Annotated in this window: 18 protein-coding genes; 6 read left to right on the top strand and 12 right to left on the bottom strand. The window is 61.3% G+C overall.

Annotation, left to right across the window (positions count from 1 at the left end):
* Window positions 1-78: 78 nt before the first annotated feature.
* Both MLB1_RS19650 and MLB1_RS19655 read left to right on the top strand, forming a co-directional pair.
* Window positions 79-2,535 carry an AAA family ATPase gene (locus MLB1_RS19650; protein WP_180751517.1) on the top strand — a complete coding sequence of 819 codons (2,457 nt, stop codon included), beginning with the start codon at window positions 79-81 and terminating at the stop codon, window positions 2,533-2,535.
* On the top strand, window positions 2,532-2,936 hold the full coding sequence (locus MLB1_RS19655) for a hypothetical protein (protein ID WP_180751518.1): 405 nt from the start codon (window positions 2,532-2,534) through the stop codon (window positions 2,934-2,936). The genes MLB1_RS19650 and MLB1_RS19655 overlap by 4 nt, the downstream gene beginning before the upstream one ends.
* 596 nt (window positions 2,937-3,532) lie before the next feature.
* On the opposite strand, the gene MLB1_RS19660 is transcribed toward MLB1_RS19655, so the two are convergent.
* Window positions 3,533-3,769, bottom strand: a complete 237-nt coding sequence (locus MLB1_RS19660; protein ID WP_180751519.1) for a hypothetical protein — start codon at window positions 3,767-3,769, stop codon at window positions 3,533-3,535.
* A gap of 127 nt (window positions 3,770-3,896) precedes the next feature.
* Here MLB1_RS19660 and MLB1_RS19665 point away from each other — a divergent pair, with 127 nt between their 5' ends.
* Window positions 3,897-4,697, top strand: a complete 801-nt coding sequence (locus MLB1_RS19665; protein WP_180751610.1) for a hypothetical protein — start codon at window positions 3,897-3,899, stop codon at window positions 4,695-4,697.
* Between the two features lie 191 nt (window positions 4,698-4,888).
* Here the strand turns inward: MLB1_RS19665 and MLB1_RS19670 are convergent, their stop codons facing one another.
* The 3 genes from MLB1_RS19670 to MLB1_RS19680 form a co-directional block, all read right to left on the bottom strand.
* Complete coding sequence (locus MLB1_RS19670; RefSeq protein WP_219603323.1) at window positions 4,889-5,134, bottom strand: hypothetical protein; 246 nt, start codon at window positions 5,132-5,134, stop codon at window positions 4,889-4,891.
* A gap of 130 nt (window positions 5,135-5,264) precedes the next feature.
* Window positions 5,265-6,212 carry a hypothetical protein gene (locus MLB1_RS19675; protein WP_219603324.1) on the bottom strand — a complete coding sequence of 316 codons (948 nt, stop codon included), beginning with the start codon at window positions 6,210-6,212 and terminating at the stop codon, window positions 5,265-5,267.
* 121 nt (window positions 6,213-6,333) lie between these two features.
* Complete coding sequence (locus tag MLB1_RS19680) at window positions 6,334-6,933, bottom strand: hypothetical protein (protein WP_180751521.1); 600 nt, start codon at window positions 6,931-6,933, stop codon at window positions 6,334-6,336.
* Window positions 6,934-7,033: 100 nt separating this feature from the next.
* On the opposite strand from MLB1_RS19680, the gene MLB1_RS19685 reads away from it, so the two are divergent.
* Window positions 7,034-7,684 carry a hypothetical protein gene (locus MLB1_RS19685; protein ID WP_371750658.1) on the top strand — a complete coding sequence of 217 codons (651 nt, stop codon included), beginning with the start codon at window positions 7,034-7,036 and terminating at the stop codon, window positions 7,682-7,684.
* A gap of 574 nt (window positions 7,685-8,258) precedes the next feature.
* Here MLB1_RS19685 and MLB1_RS19690 read toward each other — a convergent pair.
* Entirely contained in the window at window positions 8,259-9,155 is an 897-nt protein-coding gene (locus MLB1_RS19690) for a DUF1963 domain-containing protein (protein WP_180751522.1), read from the bottom strand.
* A 263-nt stretch (window positions 9,156-9,418) separates the two neighbouring features.
* Between MLB1_RS19690 and MLB1_RS19695 the strand changes: the two genes are divergently transcribed.
* A complete protein-coding gene (locus MLB1_RS19695; RefSeq protein ID WP_371750659.1) occupies window positions 9,419-10,081 on the top strand; it encodes a sensor domain-containing protein in 663 nt (220 codons plus the stop codon).
* Between the two features lie 57 nt (window positions 10,082-10,138).
* On the opposite strand, the gene MLB1_RS24165 is transcribed toward MLB1_RS19695, so the two are convergent.
* From MLB1_RS24165 to MLB1_RS19710, 3 genes are all read right to left on the bottom strand, one after another.
* On the bottom strand, window positions 10,139-10,645 hold the full coding sequence (locus MLB1_RS24165) for a DUF6636 domain-containing protein (RefSeq protein ID WP_371750660.1): 507 nt from the start codon (window positions 10,643-10,645) through the stop codon (window positions 10,139-10,141).
* Between the two features lie 113 nt (window positions 10,646-10,758).
* Window positions 10,759-11,409, bottom strand: a complete 651-nt coding sequence (locus tag MLB1_RS19705) for a hypothetical protein (protein WP_180751524.1) — start codon at window positions 11,407-11,409, stop codon at window positions 10,759-10,761.
* 391 nt (window positions 11,410-11,800) lie between these two features.
* A complete protein-coding gene (locus MLB1_RS19710; protein WP_180751525.1) occupies window positions 11,801-12,415 on the bottom strand; it encodes a TetR/AcrR family transcriptional regulator in 615 nt (204 codons plus the stop codon).
* A gap of 71 nt (window positions 12,416-12,486) precedes the next feature.
* On the opposite strand from MLB1_RS19710, the gene MLB1_RS19715 reads away from it, so the two are divergent.
* Window positions 12,487-13,590 carry an FAD-dependent monooxygenase gene (locus MLB1_RS19715; RefSeq protein ID WP_180751526.1) on the top strand — a complete coding sequence of 368 codons (1,104 nt, stop codon included), beginning with the start codon at window positions 12,487-12,489 and terminating at the stop codon, window positions 13,588-13,590.
* 1,085 nt (window positions 13,591-14,675) lie between these two features.
* Here the strand turns inward: MLB1_RS19715 and MLB1_RS19720 are convergent.
* From MLB1_RS19720 to MLB1_RS19735, 4 genes are all read right to left on the bottom strand, one after another.
* Window positions 14,676-15,620: a hypothetical protein gene (locus MLB1_RS19720; protein WP_180751527.1), complete on the bottom strand. Its 945-nt coding sequence runs from the start codon at window positions 15,618-15,620 to the stop codon at window positions 14,676-14,678.
* Between the two features lie 14 nt (window positions 15,621-15,634).
* Window positions 15,635-16,852, bottom strand: a complete 1,218-nt coding sequence (locus MLB1_RS19725; protein WP_180751528.1) for a phospholipase A2 — start codon at window positions 16,850-16,852, stop codon at window positions 15,635-15,637.
* A gap of 109 nt (window positions 16,853-16,961) precedes the next feature.
* Window positions 16,962-18,251 carry a hypothetical protein gene (locus MLB1_RS19730; RefSeq protein WP_180751529.1) on the bottom strand — a complete coding sequence of 430 codons (1,290 nt, stop codon included), beginning with the start codon at window positions 18,249-18,251 and terminating at the stop codon, window positions 16,962-16,964.
* Window positions 18,251-18,997: an MspA family porin gene (locus MLB1_RS19735; protein WP_371750661.1), complete on the bottom strand. Its 747-nt coding sequence runs from the start codon at window positions 18,995-18,997 to the stop codon at window positions 18,251-18,253. The genes MLB1_RS19730 and MLB1_RS19735 overlap by 1 nt, the downstream gene beginning before the upstream one ends.
* Between the last annotated feature and the right edge of the window lie 31 nt (window positions 18,998-19,028).

Genomic DNA, 19,028 nt, shown 5'->3' on the forward strand with positions numbered 1-19,028 from the left:
TGCGTGCCCGACAATTTCGCCCGAACGCGTCGGGGTTGTGTGCAAAGCTGCGTGCACTTCGGGGAAGGGAACATAACAGTGGATGGTTCGGGACTCGGCGATTCGGTCGAAGCAGAGATCTGGGAACTGCTCGATGCAGACGAGACGATGACGGAAGACACCATCTACCTCGTCGCTGCGGCGCTTCAAGGTGACGACGAGCTCACCGATCAGCTGGGTGGTGACGCCCCCGCACCGCAGCGGCCCGAAGCCGCGGCGACCAGCGAGCCGGCACCGCTGCGGGCGTTCCTCCGATCGATCACAGTGGAGGGGTTCCGGGGTATCGGCCGACGCGCGACGCTGGAGCTGACGCCGTGTCGCGGTATCACGGTGATCAGCGGGCGCAACGGATCCGGGAAGTCCAGCTTCGCCGAGGCACTCGAGTACGCGCTGACCGGTACCAGCTACCGCTGGGCCAACAAGAAGACCCAGCAGTGGGAAGCTCACTGGCGGAACTTGCACGCGGGTGAACCGGCGTCGATCGCGATCGACTTCGCGATGGAGCCAGACGACGAGCGCATAGGCACCACCGCCTCCGTCGGAGCGAACTGGTCACCGGACTGCAAGCTGGACGAGGCCAAGCGCTGGTCACAGATCAGGGGGCAGAAACAGGCGCCGGTCAGCGCGCTCGGCTGGAACCAAGCCCTCGAAACCCACCGGCCGCTCATGTCCTACGACGAACTCGGCGGGCTCTTTGAGGAAGGGCAGTCCGCGCTCTACGACGCGCTGAACATGCTGCTCGGACTCGACGAGGTCAGCGCCGCTGACGCTCTGCTCAAGCAGACCGAGAAGCGGCTCGGCGAGCCGCGCAAAGCGGCCACCGAGGCCCGCACCAAGCTGCGGCAGTCCCTCGACGGAACAGCGGACCCGCGAGCGGAGCAAGTCAAAAGGCTCACCACGAAAGCGCCCTACGACCTCGCCGCGATCACCGCGACGACAACGGGGACCGCGACCGGCCAGGCCGCCACGATCGCGTGGCTGCGGACCATCGCCGCGCTCGAAGTCCCGCGGGCCTCCACCACCTCCGGAATCGCGAATGAACTGCGGGCTGCCATCGACGAGTACACCGCCTCATCCGGGACTGCGGAAGAGGCGCTAGTGGCGCGCGCCAACCTGCTGCGCGAAGCCCTGGACGTACACGCACACACCGGAGACGGAGCCTGTCCGGTTTGCGAGACCGGGACTCTCAACGTCACGTGGCGCGCCACTGCCGAGGAGCGTCTCGCAAAGGCTGACGCGGATGCCGCCGCACACCGGAAGGTAGCAGTGCGGCTGAAGCAGACGCGGACTGCGGCGGAGTGCTTCGCAGCCGACGTGACAGCCGTCGCCAGCATCGAAGGGGTGCAGCTCTGCTCCCTCCCGGACTTCGACACGGCGCTCACGAACGCCCGAGCCGTACCCGGGAACCTGGCCGACTTGCCGGCGCACGTGGAAACGGCCACGGCGAACCTCACGGCGGCCGCGGGCGCGTTGCGGCTGGAGGCGGCAAAGCGCGCTGACGAGCTGGAAGACGCATGGGCACCCACAGCGGGCGCGATCCTCTCCTGGGTCGAGCTGGAGAACGCCGCACGCGTCGATGACGACCGCCTCGACAAGGTGAAAGCCGCAGTGAAGTGCCTGCGCAGGTGCGCAGACACGCTGCGGGAGCGGCGCATGGCGCCCATGGTTGAGCAGGCGAGTGAGATCTGGGGGCAGATGCGACACGAGAGCAACGTCGACATCGGCAACATCACGCTCCAAGGGGCGTCCAACCGCCGCCATGTCGTCGTCGACGGCGCTGTCGACGGCGTGCCAGCCGGAGCGCTGTCGGTGATGAGTCAAGGCGAGCTGCACGCACTGGCCCTGGCGCTGTTCATCCCGCGTGCCACGAACCCGGCGAGCCCGTTCCGGTTCCTGGTGCTCGACGATCCGATCCAGGCAATGGACCCGGCCAAGATCGCCGGCTTCCTCGACGTGCTGATCGAGCTTGCGAAGACGCGCCAGGTGATCGTGTTCTCCCACGACGACCGGCTCCCGGCAGCGATCCGCGCCCGCTCAGTGCCGGCCCAACTCCTCGATGTCACCCGGGAGCAGGGTTCGCTGGTCGTGGTGAAGGAGAACGACCTGCCAGCGGACCGGTATATCTCCGACGCTGTGGCCTTGATCCTGGACGAAGACTTGGACGAAGTCGTGAAGCTGAAAGCGGCCCCGGGTCTGTTCCGGATGGCGGTCGAGGCCGCCGCACACCAACGGTTCTTCACCGACCGCGCGCGGGCAGGCGCGGCATACCACGAGACTGACGCGGTCTGGGAAGGCGCGAAGAACACCCAACACTGTGTCGCGCTGGCGCTGACGGGCGATCCATCATCAGACATCGGTGCGTGGAAGAACTACCGGGCACACAGGTTCCCCACGCTGGCGATCTGCGCGACCGGAGTCCACAAAGGCGCCATCCTCGACCGCGGCACCGTTCGTGATCTCCGCGAGACAGTCCGCGACATCGCGGAGGGCCGGTGACCAGCCACGCTGAGGTGCTCCTCGCACGCGCCGGCAGACTCCTCGACTCCCCTCACGGGACTACGTTGGGCAACTCCGCACGGTTGGCCGCATTCCTCGCGCGGCAGGCCGTGGAGGACCTGATCGACACTCGTTGCGCAGAGCTGACGGGAGTCCAGACGGTTATCGGGACCGCGAAAGCGAAACTGGCCGTACTCAAGTCGCTCGACAAGACACCGGCAGGTCCGGCGCTCATCGACGCCTGGCATCAGCTGACCGGCTTCTGTCACCACCACGCGTACCAGTTGTCGCCGACGGTGGCGGAGGTGCGGGCGCAGTGCGCCGCGGTGGAGCGGGACTGCCTCGCCGGTGCGTCCGAGTCATCGGGAGCTGCCCCGACCGGCGGTACGGTCGGCGCATGACGGCCGCGTTCAAGCACCCTAAGCTCACGACCACACAGGTCAGCGCCGCCAGGGCATACTTCGTCGCTGCCGAGATACACCGCCGCAGTGGGTACGTGGTGTCCGCCGCCAAACACGCCGCGGCGGCGCAAACACCCCCGAGTCTGGCGTTGCGCCTCTCTCCAGCAGCGGCCCTAGCAGGATTGAGTTCAAATCCCGTTGACGCTGAGGCCCATCAAGCACCGCACAGATGTCAACATTCTACTTCGCGAAATCAAATGTTTTCCTTGATACTTGGAGGACGTTTGGCAGCGAGCGGCTGCGAAGACACCACGCGGCCAGTGGTGCTGTGGCTCGCCGAGCACGGCAGCTGGCCCGAGCGTGTGCACATCCACACAGCGAATCCCGTTGGTAGACAGTGACTCGAAGGAATGGTGCAGCGGCACGGACCAGGCGTGAGCCGATGGAGCAACCCCGGCGCGCCGTAGCCGTCAACCGGGGTCAGACGGATCGTGGGGCCTAAGCCGCAGAACCCGTACCTTGCTCACGGACAAGTATGCGCTAGAAGGCGAATCAACATCTGGTGACGCGCGCTCGACCGTCACCGCTCGGCGGTACTAGAGCTTGTAGCGGAGATACGTCATGGCCAGGAAGAGGAGCACGAAGGCGCCAAGTCCCAATCCGGCAAGCACGCTTTTGAGGGCCAACGAGATGCATACGATGGCTACCGCGGGAGCGACTACCCAGTAAAGCCACTTCTGGACAGTGCTTTCGCGCGGCTCTGCCAGTAGGCCGATGCCTCCGCTCACCGCGGCCATCAAGGCGATGTAGAAGTCCGGTTCCGGTGCTCTCATCACCTAACACCCTATGTGAACCACATGCCGATCCCGTCACGTCAACAATTTGCTGTATCGCTATACTCGCTCTGTGCGACTACGTTTAGCACTTGCTCCGTGGTGGGTGCAAGCCTCGGTGCACTCGGTGTTGTTTTTCATCCTGTGGACCCTCTACGCGGCGGCGACCGATTCCCGGCCCGATTGGGTGCAGTGCGTCATCATCGCCGTCGTCTTCGGACTGATTATGGGGCCGATATCAGCGCAACGGAATCGCCGTGAAATCGCGCCGCTGATGGCTGGTGTGGCACCGCGCGACTACCGGCACGTATCCAAGGCACTGCGAATCGGTCCGCCCCCGAGCGATCCCGCCATTCTGCTCGCAGCGGCCCGGCTGGCCCGCTTGCGCGGCGCCCAAGGCATGCGAGAGCGTAAGGTCTCGATGATCCTCATGGTCGTGGGTGTCGTTGTATTGATCGCGATGGCCGAGGGCCATTCATTTCGTCTCGGCGGGTATGTGGTGGCCGTGTTGTTTGGAGCCCTCGGCGCCCGCGGCTGGATCAATCCGCTTCTACTGCAGGCCCGTTCGGTGGTCCTGGCGCACGCCGCACACCAGAATCCCCTACCGACTCGCCTCGGCGGCACCGCGCAGCCCTCCATCTCTGTTCAGCAGAACCCGTCGTCATATCCGCTAGAAAACCACCACATGCAACGAGATGCGGAGGTAGTCGGTATCTCTGGCCCGAGCACTGGGCTCTTTTCGTTTCGCGGCAGGGTGGCATGCGCCATTCTTGTGCTCACCATTGGCAGCATCGGACTCTGGACTTACTTTCACTACCGCGATCCAGAAATGTTCTGGCTTTCCCTGTTTCCACTGACGCTGGGGGCGATCGGCACCTGGGATGCGGTTAAGTGCAAGCGCGCCGGGCTCTTTGGCGTCGAACAGTAACGAATGACCACCGACCTAGCAGGTCGATAGCATCGCATCGAGTTGTGAATGTTGGGGATTGACTAGTCCTGCATGGATTGCGGGATCATCACCGCGACAGCGGGAAATCTGCGGCAGATCGTCGGTTCACGAGGCGTCGTCGCAGGGCGTTTCGGTAACCCGGTTGTCAGGCAACATAATTCTGTCGATGCTCAACGGTGCAGGGTCTGCAAGCCGTACTCCACGGCCACCTCGACTGCCACAAACCATGTGAGGAAACACAAGCCGGCCAACACGGCATGCCGATAGCAGAGTTTTTCCTTGAACCGAATCATGCGGGCCACGGCGGCAATCGCAAGTATCACGCTGATACCAAAGGTGATCCAGAATCCCAAGTACAAGCCCGCAGACCAGAAGAACGGGAACAGGACCACCGCCAGTATGAAACACAGCAGCATGCCGAGCCCGATGCCAGCTGCAAACGCGATGACTGCGAGGAAAGCGGTTCGTGCCCCTCAAAACGTCCAACTCTCATGAGGTTTGAGTACGGTCCAGTCGCACGATCAGGGGTGCATCAGAATCTGATGCTCATCCACCCCGGCAGAAGGTGTTGGTGGCCTTTACTTCGTCGAGCATTTGCCCGATGAGCTTCTGGTACGAAGCGTCCCGGTCGGCGGCCTGTGCAGCACTACTGGTCGGTGCAGCCGCGTACGCACTACGCACCACGTTCGTCACCTGCACCGACAGATCCGCGATATGACGTATGCGCGGGGCCACATCCGACGTCGTCATCTTGGCAGCTTCGCGCTGAAGTTGATCGGACCACTCTTGGTAATCAGCAAGGCTAGGGCCGCCCTGCACCATCAGCCGCCCGTTAGTCAGCTGATTTCGCTCGTGCACGGCCACAATGGCATCGAGTGTCTTGTCGCAGTCCCGCCTGGGCCATTCCCGCTCATAAGTCACAGCCAATCCGACAGCGCACGCCACGAGACCCAGTGCCATCACCGCCAGCCACAGCCGATCTCGCTTCCCCAGGACGGGGCCGATATCTGTGGTCTGCCCGGTTGCTGCAGCTCGAAGTAACGCAATATGCCGCTCCTGGCGGTGTCCGACGTACCACTCTGACAAGAAATACGGCACCAACAGAAAAGCCCACAAGGTCCATCCGACAGCACTCCTGACGTTGTGCGTGACGTAAATCTGAAGGAGCGCTATCCCGATCCACATCACCGGCGACGCCAGAGAAGACGACGAGTCCTTGCGGAGCTTGCTCAGGGTATCGCCTAGCTGGATTCCGGCATTCAGCACAACAGGATCTGCCGGGATCTGTCGGCGCCACAACGCCTTCACGACATCGGAGCGGTGCGAGTCACCAACGCTGTCCAGCACGACCGAATAGGCGCGATGCGCCTTCTCCTGGTAGGCGACCGATACCGCCGCGATCACCACGCACACTCCGAGTATTGACCAGGCCCATACCGGGCTGAAATCCCAGTCCGGGACGATCGACAGCAGCGGACCCATAACCAGTGCCATGAGCAAGGATGTGCAAATCCATCGTGCCCACCAGGGCAACCCAATCATCCGCATCTGCACAGCAAACAGTATTGCAGGACTAAACAATCACTGTGCAAACTCCCTGATGCGGTACACGAAACTAGAACACCCAGCTCTTAGACGCCGCGACCACGAAACCGTGGGTGACCGGCGGACCTGCGTCAGAGCTGATTTCGTGCGGAGCTTTGAGGACACAGACCAGGTCCGTTGACGCCGGCACCCCACACACAAGAGACCGCGAGGGCGGGAAGTTCCAGAAAACGATCTTGTGGCCCGGGGCAAGCAGGACAGGCACCTCGTTCGCGGTGTCTCCGAAGAACTCGTCAGAGGTCTTGGCAATGAACTGGGCCGGCCCGAGGCCCTGGTCATAAACCCCCTGCAGATCCACGATGTGCGTTCCCGTGGGCTGTCCCGGCAGGTCGCCAGCGCATGCCACTTGGTGCGTCACCTTGACGGTCTGCTCCTTGCACGACAGCCCGGTCACCGTGCTGAACCACAGGGTGGGTACCGCGTTGAGGTCCGCGGGGCTGGAGGGCACTGGGCCGCTGTCGTCGATCAACGCGTCGATGTCTGGAATAGACGGTGCCGCAGCGGCATTCGAAGGCGAGCCGACGGGCAGCAGCGAGAATGCAACCACACCAACCAATCCCGTTGTGAATGCTCTGGCAACCGAACGAACGGCACTACTCGCTCTTCTCATGCCCACTCCCCTCGTCCTCTTCGCTGAGGTCCACGGCGTGTCCCCAACCCTCCGGCCATCGTCTCATACCGCAAATTTGCTGTCTGCTTACACTGTGCTGGTGTGGATAAGACTTGCGCTTGCCCCGTGGTGGATACAGTGGCTCGTGTATTCGGCCCTGATTTTCACCGCTGCGGGTATCCCGGTGGCGGTCACTAACCGCAACGAGCCGGGCCAATGGCTCGGCTGGTGGATCGGCATAACCGTCGTGGCGGTCATTGGTGGGCTGGTGCTGTCTGTGGCGGCGCGATCCAGAGCACCGCAGATGCGCCGGCTGCTCGACGGTCTGACACCGCGCCAGTATCGGCAGGCGGCCAGGGCCGTCCTATCGGGGCCTGTACCAGCCGACCCCGCGATCCGGCGTGCAGCCGCTCGCATGGCCCAACGCCAGCGCACCTCAATGACGCCTAGAGTACGCAAGGTTCTGATCGGGATAGCGGCCGTCGATGTTCTGTTCCAGCTGAGCATCTCAGCTTTCGGCCGGACTATAACTTTTTCCAACCTCTCCACTGCGGTCATGCTTGCAGGGCTGAGCGTGTTCTGGTGGCTCTATCCCCCACTGCTCGAAGCCCGAGCCCAACTACTCGCAGGACCCGTGCACCCACCGAACATCGGCGCCCTTGGACCGTCCACGCAGCGATCGGATACCTACCCGGGCGCAGGCCACTATCAGAGCCAGCCCGAAGGCACTTACTCCCCACCACAGGTATGACGATGTAGTCGGCTGCTGGTCGAACCTGAGCATGGATTCATCCCAGGCCTGCAAGAGGATTCCGATGCCGGTCAAGTAGATACCCGCGGCAACCCCGACGAGTAGCATGGTCGTTGTGAGGATCTTCTTGATCACGATACCTCTTTGAGTCGAAGACAATGGTGGTCCAGCTTTATCCCCCAGTGAAAACTGAATGTGCTTGTCGAGCAGCCGACTTCACCGCGATCACGTGTGTTCTCGATCAGCACCTTCCCCTGGTAGGGGATCCGCGCTGTCACGGAGCCTGAATTTCCCTGCTGGGCTGGCCAGTTCGCGTGAATTTCCGCGCGATTCGTGACCTTGGCGGCACTGGTCAGCGCGCCGATAATCCTTGCCATCGAAATATGTGACATCGACAACTGAAACCGTATCGGAGACAACCTCATACACCGCTGGGTCATCGGTGTCGGCGGATGCCGGAACCGCTATCGATACGGTCGCCGCCATGGCAGCGACCGCAATCCATACGGTGATTCTTGGGATCATCGTGCACCTTTCCGTCCTGCGGCATTGACTTCGACTAATCGTGCCGGCGCTAGCGGTCGGTGTGATAGCGGATCGAACTGAGGTCCCCGGCGGCAAGCGCGCGAGGGTCACCGAACAGGCTGGCTGTGCCGCCAGACCACCAGTCGCACAGGTCGCTGCAGCCGATGCTCAACAGCACAGTCGAAGCTGGCGAACCGGCAGGGGCGTAGTTGTGTAGTCCACGGACATCGTCCTGGATAAACTTGGGATGGCCACCTATATGCGCTCCCCACCATATTGAGCCGGTGTCACTGAGTTTGTAGAAGACCTTTTCACGCCAGACATACGACAAATCATCGAAGTGCGCGCGCAGTATTGCGGGCGGGTCGTCCTTGACGGCGACTCCGGCGTTTTTGAGTGCGGTCCTGAAGGTTTCGCGCTGGGCGTCGGTGAAATGCAGCGCGCTGTCGGGCAGCGTCTTCACCAGTTCGAACACGATGCGATACGGCAGTGGATTTAGTTCCTGAAAGCTGTACGGCGCGTCATATCCAGGGCAGCGACCGACCACACCAAAGAGAGTCTGACCGCAGTCGCCGTACGACGGCGTCGGATAGGAGACGTAGCGCGTCGACGGGGCGCTCAGATCAGTGATCCACCTGACTTCGAACCCTCGAGTGCCTTGGGTGTCATCGAACGTCATACCCGCCACGTCATCGCTGCCGACAAACCACTGCAGCAATCCCTCACCTGGGAAACCGGGCAGCTGCGGGACCTCTGCGAAGTTGATCTGGCAGACAAATGACATCGGCTCACCGCGGTAGTTCGGCCACTGGCTGCCTTCTGGCCAATACGGATGCCCACCCAGATACGAGGACCGAATATCAGGGTCCCCCGACTCAGGTCTCAGACTGACAGCGTCGGCACCCAATTCAGAAAGCAACTCATCGAACCCCGCAAGAATCCCCATAACCACGAACTATAGCGAATATCAGCAACCTATCGCGGCAGGGCGTATCCATGCCCGCGTTTGTGCCAACCCCGGACGAGGCCAACCGCAGTTGATTCCGTGAGTCCACGCACTCATGGCGGCGCACTCAATACGGCGGACACCAAGCGCCGACGACAGGGCACCTAAGATCACCAACTGTGATGAACCTGTGGCAACCTTGCGCTGCGGCATGTGCCGCGGTGCTGCTGACTGGTTGCTCGGTCGCGGTGAGCGGGCGTGCTGTGACTATCAGCCCGCTGCCCGAACCGCCACACCGCCCGGTCGCCGAGCTGCTGCCCAATGATGCTGAACTGTCCACTGCCTTGGGCTCACCGATGCGAAACAGGTACGGGGGCAGATCCGGCGGGGTCGAGGTACTTCCCAACGGGAAGGCAGACGCTGGCCCTCTCGAGTGCCTCAAGGTACAGGCACCGGCAATGCGGTACACCTACGAGGATGCTCCCGTGCGCGCAGCGATCAGGCTCACGTGGGCCACCAACACCGACACCAACTACTTTCCTACACCCAATTTCCGCACCACCACCGGAATCATCGAACTGGACACTCGGGCCAGCGCCCACACCTGGTATTCACAGTTCTCCACCCAATGGCGCCAATGCCAGGGCCGCACAGTCACCGTGCATGCCACCAGCAAGTACATGATCGCCCACGAGATCATCTCTGTTTCCGATACCGGCAACAGAGTCACATCTGTGCTGCTGCTCTCGGGGCCCAGCAGCCCTAGACCGGCTGTCGTGCAACGCGTTCTCGCCCAGGAAGACCGGTACCTCATCGACACCGAAGTCATTGACATCGCCAACGATCCTCGCCGCGCAGCTCCGAACACCCAAGTCGCCGAGGCGATCGCAGACCTTATTGCCCAGAAACTCAATAACACGGCATAGACCCCTCCACTCCCCAACACTCGTAACCCGCTCAAGCAGTGGACGGATTTGGCATTCTCACGGGAGGAATTCGTAGGATTGCTGTGCGAGGCGGAACCCTCTGCTGGTGGTGGTGTCGACGCAGGTAAGACCGTCTTCTCGGCTTGAGCATTGAAATGGGCCCACCTTCGTGTCGTCGTCGTACTTCAACACGAACAGGTTCTCGCCACCTGCCCAGTCAGAAATGCAGTGAAACGCCGGGCTCTCGCCGATCGTCATCGTCACACTGCGCCCCCAGCTGCCGTAGCACTCCTTAGTGGGCCGCGGCGGCGGAGTAAACGTGGCGTCGTTGAGATCGCACCGCACATACGGCCGCGGCCACTCGTTGGCGATGATGCAGGAGATGTTGCCCGAAGGTGTGGTGAAATGCCTGACCCCGTAGGTATCGGCCAGCGCCACCGGCACAGTAAATCCAAAGCACGCCAACACTGTTGCGATGACTGCGACAAGAGTGCAGACGAGCGATAGCAGCGCCGGAAACACTCCCGCCGGTCCGAGTGCCCAACGCCGGGGTCTGGTCGTCACCAGAAGGTGCTGGACCTCCCGGACGCGGAAAGCCAGGCGAAAGGCATCAATCAAACTGTGCAGTAACGGAACTCGTGTAACCGTGATAACCCGATCCACTTTGAGGCAGGCGCCTACTTCTTCGCGTAATAGTCACCCAGCGCGACGCACAGATGCTGTTCCGCTGTAGCCCGATCGATCCCATGAGACTTCAGCCGCTCATCACCGATGGCCAACGTCTCGGGCGGGCGACCCTCACGACTCAACGCACATTTGGTGTTACCGGTCACTATCCACGAATGAGTAATCCACGGGTCATCGAGACTTGCCACTGCGACCTCAAGAGCGGCGGCCTCCACCAACCGATCACCGACAAACTCGTAGAGTGACACCACGCCAGACGCGGCGCTCGAATGTGCGTACTGGGCGATAAACCCGTCTGAGGTCCGCCAGAAGTTCAAGAATCCGAACATCTCGCCGGCACGCACGAACCGGGTCGAGTCTCCCGCCGCTCGCCAGATCGCCAAGTTTTCGCCACCAGTGCCGCCGCAGCCGGTCATGATCAGCACCTCGTCGCGACCATCACGATCAAGATCGCGCAAGAAGAACCCATTGCCGCAAGCCCTAGACGCTGGTTCGGCAATCACCTGCTGCTCTTGCCCGCCCGGCGATATCACATGAACGTCGACCTCGTACGCCATCGGATAGCCAAAACGTTGCGCCCCAGTATTTTTCTTGATCGTCCAGCCTTGAAAGAGCAGCCCCGCATAGTCATTGGATGTCAACTGGCAATCCTTCTGATCGCCCTCATCCCAAGTGCTAATCCGATCGCATGAGGGCAACGGGTCGGCTGCCGCAGGCGGGCTCTCTGTCCGACATCCACTTACAGTCGCCGCTGCGATCATGATCATTGCACCCACCACAACACCCAACCAGCGGCGCTGGCAGCTGGACCCATCAGCCATAGCGATGATCGTACGGCCAAAGGTATTTGCCGCTTGGCACTGGCTGTCCATACGAGACCCGCCGATCTAGACCAAGTTCACGAGGAAGCTGGAGTTTGGGTTCGCGGTCGAATCCCCTGCCCGCTTGCGTGTCTCACTGCGCCCCAAAGGCCCTTTCCACCGACACCAAGAGGAAACAGAAATCACAGAAGAACCACTAACGGGCCCTGACCTAGATGTTGTTGTAGTCGGCGCCGAGCCGGACGAGAGGTAAGAACACCGCGTCCACGATCTCCTCGATGGCTTCATCGGCCAGGGGCGCCAGCGTGAACAACACGTCGTGGCGAAGCAGGTCGGTGGGTAGCTGTGCGACTCGGCCATCGATCTGGCCGGGCCGGATCTCCCCACGAGCAACGGCGCGGGCGATGAGTTCGTCCATAGTGGCGCCTCGCCCGCCCTCGAGCGCGTCGCGCAGATCGGCGATATTGGTGCCGGTGTCGCGGTAGAAGCCACCGAGCCGGGTGATGGCGGTGACGGCCAGATGTCCACGCTGGCTGTTGGCTTGTTGGAGCAGATTGATCACGTCGCCGCGCAGACTGCCGGTGTCCGGCACAGTGACTGGATCCTTGTTGATCACCGCGATCAGTGCGGCGTGTACCAGTTCCGGCTTTCCCGGCCAGCGCCGGTACAGCACTGCGCGACTGGTGCAGGCCCGGGCGGCGACGCCATCGACGGTGAAGTCGTCGTAGCCGCGCTCATTGAGTTCCTCCCAGGCCGCGGCCAGAAGCGCGTTCTCCAGCGCCAGGCCGCGGCGACGCTGCGGAGCCTCGTCATGATTAAGAGACATTGCGTTTCCTAATGCTGATCACTACCGTTCATTAGATACACAATGGATCCTATCCCTGAGGGGGCTTAACTATGCGCATTCTGGTTTCTGGTGCGGGCATGGCCGGGCTGTCCGCAGGCGTCAACTTGGGTGCCGCCGGTCACGACGTCACGATCGTCGAACGCGCACAACATCTTCGGGTCAACGGATCACCGATCGATATTCGCGGCGAGTCGCTGGCCGTTGCCCAACAGATGGGCGTCCTCGATGAAATCCGAGCCCGACGAGTCGACATGTCGGAGCGCACGTGCTTCGTCGACGGCGACGGTAACCGCGTGGCGGATCTGCCGCTCGCGGAGATCAACGATTCGGCAGACGACACCGAAATCCCCCGAGAAGACCTGGCGCACGTGCTGCGCAATGCTCTCGGGCCGTCCGTGGCGTTGAGGTTCGGCGAGTCCACCACAGAACTGCACGATGACGGCCACGGTGTCGACGTGCTATTTGCCTCCGGCGAGTGGGCCCGCTACGACCTCGTGGTGGGCGCCGATGGTCTGCATTCTGGCACTCGCCGGCTCATTTTCGGGCCCGAGCGCCAGTACCTGCGTCACCTCGGCTTCTACACCGCCTTAGTGAACTTGACGGGCTACCAGGTGGACGGTGCGCCAAACCCGATCTACAACTTCCCCGGGCACATGGCCGGGATCGTCACCTACCGCGACGTGGCGCTGGCGGTGCTGACCTTCCGCTCACCCTGGATCGACTACGAATACCAGGACCTCGATACGCAAAAGCGCATCCTCACAGAAGAATTTGACGGACACGGCCGATGGCGAGTGCCCGAACTGCTCGACGCGGCATGCCGCGACCCCGAGCTGTACTTCGACTCCATGAGCCAGATCCACATGCCGTCGTGGCATCGAGGACGGGTCGTCCTCGTCGGCGACGCCGCCCACTGCGCATCCCCACCATCGGGGCGGGGAACCAGCCTGGCGATCACCGGAACATGGCTGCTGGCAAAGGCATTGACCGACAACGCCGACAATCTAGATACAGCATTCGCCCAATATGAGCATGATCAGCGCCCGCACGTCGCTTACGCCCAGAGCACAGCCGGTACCGGCGGGGACCTGTTGGTTCCCGCCACCCAGGAAGCTATCGACACACGCAATCACGAACTAGCTCAAGCCACCTGAGTCCTACCGGACAGGCCCGGCCACACCGACATCCTCGGCACTTTGTCGACAAAGCCTTAGATCTGTGGAAGCGCCAAATGGGATGCTTTCACTCGAGGGACTCCCGGGCGACTGACCTGTGCCGCAACGTTGTTGCCACCAGGCCGTCCTACACCGCAGAGTCGAGAATTGCACGCAGCACCGTGTAGTCGATGTGCATGCTCGATGGTGATGCCCCGATCTCGTTGCAATGCAGGATCCACTCCTCCACGTCAAGTGTCGTCAGCTCGGACAGAGATATGTCTGCGAGGGTACTGGTCTCGATGTGCAATCTGAAGGGGCTTGCGTCGACGTCTTTCGTGGACTGGCCCTTGTCGCTGACCGCAAGTACCCTTGTCCGCCAATTGAATGCGACGGATGATAGAGGTGACGCCGAATCGATGACAGCAAGACTGCCGTGAATACGCCCGATCTTCGCCTCGAGCGCAGCCTTGGCGAGCTTGCAGTCGCGCCGTACGCGGACATGCGGTGCGCCTGTCCTCGCACATGGTGTAGCGCACCTTCCTTCCCACCGGCCGTTGGCGCGCTGGTAGAAAGTTCCCTCACGGTTTCCTCGTCGAGTCCCCACAGGTGTACCTCCCCTATTCGGCATCGAACGCTGGCGCCCCATGAGTTCCGTGCCCTCAGGGCCGGTGGCGTACGGTGTTCTTCGATGAGCAAATCATCGGGACCGCCCCTCGCCTACTCGGAGAATGCGACACGCCGTGCCATCGAAAACTGCTCAGCTGGCGTTTAGGAGTCCTGCGGATCAGAACCATGAGAACAGCACAATTGCTGCCATGAATCTCAGGGCGCCGCGACTTCCGGCAGCTGCTCGACGCCCAACTCGACTTCAGCGCTGTTCGCCTTGCTAAATGAATACAGCGGCGCAGCGGTGGACATGCTGGTGTGCGAAAACGCTGTGTACGGGATGTCGGCCGACGCGGTCCACTATTCTCGCTCGACAACGTGTTTTGGTTAGGAGTAAAGTCGATCCAATGGGATCGACCATAACGGCGGCAGAATTTCTCCAGTTCCAAACGCGGAAGGGGATTCGGTTCATCCTTTTATCTTGATCTGATAGTCAACGTCGTTGTGCAGACAGTGAACTTTCTTTTCGGATGAGCCCAACCGCCATTCGGGCATTGCGCCAAGGATGCCGTTTCGAGAATCACAGAGAACGGCTTCTCAACTGGATAAGATTGAACATCATCGCAACTTACTTTTGTTGCAAACCAGATTTGCCCACTAGCCATCTTTACACAATCGCTCCTGCTCCAGTTGTAATCGAGACAGTAGGTAAATTCAACTTTTCCTGCTCGCGAATAGTAACGCTGATCAGCGTCCGACACACACTGATTGGGCGTAGTAGCGACTTGCACTATTCTGTAGTTCGCTTCACGCGATACGCAGGGTAAGATCTGAGCGAACGGATCATCGGGCGATTTACCTGAGAGATTGACGCAGCCGCCTACTCCTTCACCCGTTCCAACAAATTCGCCGGGAATCTTATCGAAATCCCCTATCACCTTGTTGCGCGGAGCCGCCGGCTGGGTATCTGTCGTACAACTGCGAATAGTTATCCACGATACACATACCAGAACAACTACACCAAATACGGCGAACCCACGTCTAGTCAGTCTCGATAGATCTTTCGGCGCAGTCGGATCATCCACGACGTGTGTTGGAAAGACGATCAATCCCGCGAAGGCCATCGCGAACGACAACAGTCGCACCATGCCAATACCAATATAAGTTCCGGCGTATTGACCCTTCGACGCAAGGTACCAGGTACTCCAAACATCAAGGCACAGCGAAAGCACCAACAGCGAAACAGAGGCCACCGAGGTCCATCGCACATTAGCCGAACGCGGCCATCTATGCAGCAACAGAATCCCCGTAATGGCAGCCACGACGAAGAGCCAGCGCGGCCAGCTGAGGCCGTGACGAGACAGCAGTAGGACCGTGGTCCAGTAGGACAGTGCCAAAACAACAAGACCGGCCCATTTCATAGATTTCCTCTTATTTACCATTGGTGGGCTAATTCTACGACTGTGTAGTACGAATCCGAGAATGCCTGGCATATCGCTAGATCTGGACCATTCGACCAGGTCGAAGGTGACCATTTTTCCACCGGAAACGCAACATCGCAGGCCTCGGACATATCAGCGTGAAACGCAACGTTGCACAAATGGTAGGTACTATCACGGAAGGTGTTGTCTTCAGATTCATAGCACATGTCATGTCGTGCACAGGAATAGGCGAAATCTGCTCCCGTAGGGGCGTCTTCTGACTTCGTGCAGTAGTCGTGGAGAGACTTTTTGTTCGGGTCTGTCACCTTGCTATCAGGATCATAAATATACCCGCAGGGCATCATGAAGACTTTATCTCGACTGACCGATATTCCAGGGCGGTAACTTGTGTCGCAGTTTCGATCAAATTGCTTGACCCTCTCAGGGTCGCATTTTCTACAGGTGCCATCAGCACTGGGTATATCTTGCTGAAAGCCCGCTAATCGAATACCACCTCTAATCATGCCGTCAAACCCCGAAGGAACAAAGGCAGAACTTGAAGCGCTCATCACACAATCCAGCATCCGATCCGTATCTTGATTACCATCCGATGGTTCCGGCTCTTGCGTTGCCGATGGCTTCGGTGTTTGAGGCTGTTGGGTTTGCGTTGGAGCCTGACTTGGCTGCTGCCCCTGCTGGGACGACTGCTGGCCTTGCTGCGGTGAACCCTGCTGGGGTGCTTGATAGTCGGGGTTCGGTTCACCCGGCCCCTGGGTGTATTCCGCCGGTCCATGATCGATCGGCTGCTGTTCTCCATTCGCCGCCCGCTGCCATGTGCCGTCTGCGTTTTGGCCCGGCTGCAGGCCCTGCTGCGGGCTATTAGCCTGCCCTGGCTGCTGGGGAGCGCCCTGAGCTGGCGTGTTGTAGATGTTGACGCCGCCGGTCTGGTCCAACGGCGGCTGATTGCCGCCCTGGTAGTCCGGCTGCGATGGCATCGACGGCGGCTGGAACTGGCTACCTCCTCCGGGAGGCCCAGTCATCCCGCCGCCGCCACCGGGCCCTGTTGGCCCTGTAGGGTCGGCGCCCACGGTGGCGACTGTGGAAAACCCGCTACCCGGTTCAGTGTGATCACCCACTACTTTGGCCCCGCCGAAGGCCAGCGCAGCGATCGCGACGACCGCAGATGCTCTACGTAACCCAATCGGCATGCGCCACTTATCACTCATAACCATGAGACGGCCCTTCCTATCGCGTGCACTGTCGCCGGACTGACTAACGGAAAACGGTCGTCAGGCTCATCGAACTCGTTGTATGACATGGACTTCCAACCCGTTGGCGGCGTCATCGGCAGTACCGGTTGTTATTTGAGGGCAGCCTGCGGGTATCGGCCGCCGGCGTGATGGGTTGACACAGGGGCCCGGTGAGCATGTTGGCTTTGACCCAGGCCACCTCATCGCTGGCCACGCGCTGGCAGGTGTCGTACTCGTCGCCTTGCTGCCCGAATGCGGAGGTGCAGTTAGTCGACATGTTCGCGAACAAGGTGTTGTTGCAGACATCAGGCGAGGTGTTCGACGGCACGGCGTCCAGGCACATCTGCTGGCGCTGGCAGGCCACCGTGAAGTCAGCAGCGCGCCCGTCCGCGGACCGGAACTCGTTGGGTCCGCCCTGGCAGCCGCCGCTATGGCGCTGCGCATACAGCACGGGGTCCACCGCGGACGGCCGGTACTGGCCCGAGGGGTCGGTGACATAGTCGGCCGGTTTGGCGATCACCTGCGGTGCGTTGACTCCTCCGGGCATACCGTCCCAGTCCGCGGTCAGGGCTCCGGAGGTGGGGGTGTTGGAGGCGCGGTAGGACAGGGTGATCTCGATGGGGAAGGCGAAGATGTTGGCCTGGCCCAGGTTGATCAGGATGTTGGTCTGTTTCGGAAAGCCCGGCCCGATACCCGGAGTCACGTCGATCGCGGCGCGATTGGTGTCACGGGCCACCGGGATCGAGAACGTGCCAATGGTTCGCGACGGGGCGCCGGGGTGTGCGTCAGATTCGACCAAGACCACGTTGGTGCCTTGACGTAGATGGGTGCCTTCGGGAATCTTCACCCCGACGGCCATATCCGAGGGCGAAAAGATGGTTTTGCGGCGGATGACGATGTCGCCACCACCACCGGAGAACGGGACCACCTGGTAATCAACATCATTCGATGCGTAGGTCGCTCCCCCATCACCGGACCACGCAGCGGCCTGCAGCGTCATCTCCCCCGGCAGATGGATCGCGATGTTCTTGCCGGCCCAGGTGGTCGGGAAGAAGATGCCGTCCTTGGCGAACATCGGCACCGTGAAACTCGACAGCTCACGTGCGGCAGCCAACGGCTGGCCCATGCCGTTACCCTCCCCTTGTGGGGCTGACGACGAAACCTTGGCGCCGCCAATGTTGTTGATGCGCGGCGCATCAGCAGGCATCTCCCGCGGCGCCGGCAACGGCGGCGGAGTCGGGATATTCGGGTCAGCTGCCGCTACGCCGGCGGTCATTTTCAACCCGGCGGTGGGCAGGACCACGAATGTGGCCGCCAGCAGCGCAAGGCCCACCAATATCACGCGTCGCAGCAGTGGCGTTGTTGTGGAAGTTTTTGTCATCACAGGTCTTTCGGCTCGCCGTAGACGGTTTGGGTGTCGTTGCCGTTCTCGGTGCGGATCCGGAATGTCGCGAAGGACTGGATCTTCACCTGGCCGCCGCAGCCGTCGGCTTCCACGTTTTGGTTACGTACTTGGGATACGGCGTGCATGTTTCGGAAGTTGATTCGGTCCATCGGCAGCTGCGCCAAACCGCCAGGTTTGAGCACGACACGCATGTATCCGCCGATGTGCTCCTGCGCTCCCACCGAGGCACCACCGGAGACACCACCAAAACCGCCACCCTGGCCACCGCCACCTCCCGAGCCGCCTTGGCCACCGCCATAAGCCCCGCCGTAAGCCTGCCCGGACAGCTGCTGGCTAAGCGTCAAACCCAGGTCGCCGCCGAGTTCCACACCCGAGGACGAATCGGTGCGGCAGCCCACGAAGTACCCGGTCTCCAGCTGTGCGTCCTGAATGACCGCCGCACCAGCACCGCTGATGGTGGCCTCGGCTCGATAGGACACCCGGGCTTGCCACGAGTTGCTCGCCCCGGCGATGTTGTCGATGTGATCGATCACCTCATTGGTCATCGTCAACCCAACAGTCCAGCCGTCATCGGTCACAAACTGCTGCTGCTGATCGGGCATCACCTGCGGATCAGCGCTAGCCAGACCCGCCAGAGTCGAGGCAGACGCCGCTGCGATCGCAACACTCAGGGCTGCCGCGACGCCGGTCGCGCGCTGCAGTGGTGATCGTGTTATTGACATGTGTGACAGGCCTTCCCGTGACCTATACCGC

It is taken from the genome of Mycobacteroides sp. LB1 (assembly GCF_013449725.1).
Lineage (GTDB): Bacteria > Actinomycetota > Actinomycetes > Mycobacteriales > Mycobacteriaceae > Mycobacterium.

Bases quoted from the DNA above. Each gene is read 5' to 3' on its own strand.
- MLB1_RS19660 (WP_180751519.1), bottom strand. From the start codon at position 3,769: ATGAGAGCACCGGAACCGGACTTCTACATCGCCTTGATGGCCGCGGTG.
- MLB1_RS19670 (WP_219603323.1), bottom strand. From the start codon at position 5,134: ATGCTGCTGTGTTTCATACTGGCGGTGGTCCTGTTCCCGTTCTTCTGG.
- MLB1_RS19675 (WP_219603324.1), bottom strand. From the start codon at position 6,212: ATGGCACTGGTTATGGGTCCGCTGCTGTCGATCGTCCCGGACTGGGAT.
- MLB1_RS19680 (WP_180751521.1), bottom strand. From the start codon at position 6,933: ATGAGAAGAGCGAGTAGTGCCGTTCGTTCGGTTGCCAGAGCATTCACA.
- MLB1_RS19690 (WP_180751522.1), bottom strand. From the start codon at position 9,155: ATGGGGATTCTTGCGGGGTTCGATGAGTTGCTTTCTGAATTGGGTGCC.
- MLB1_RS19710 (WP_180751525.1), bottom strand. From the start codon at position 12,415: ATGTCTCTTAATCATGACGAGGCTCCGCAGCGTCGCCGCGGCCTGGCG.
- MLB1_RS19715 (WP_180751526.1), top strand. From the start codon at position 12,487: ATGCGCATTCTGGTTTCTGGTGCGGGCATGGCCGGGCTGTCCGCAGGC.
- MLB1_RS19720 (WP_180751527.1), bottom strand. From the start codon at position 15,620: ATGAAATGGGCCGGTCTTGTTGTTTTGGCACTGTCCTACTGGACCACG.
- MLB1_RS19725 (WP_180751528.1), bottom strand. From the start codon at position 16,852: ATGGTTATGAGTGATAAGTGGCGCATGCCGATTGGGTTACGTAGAGCA.
- MLB1_RS19730 (WP_180751529.1), bottom strand. From the start codon at position 18,251: ATGACAAAAACTTCCACAACAACGCCACTGCTGCGACGCGTGATATTG.
- MLB1_RS19735 (WP_371750661.1), bottom strand. From the start codon at position 18,997: ATGTCAATAACACGATCACCACTGCAGCGCGCGACCGGCGTCGCGGCA.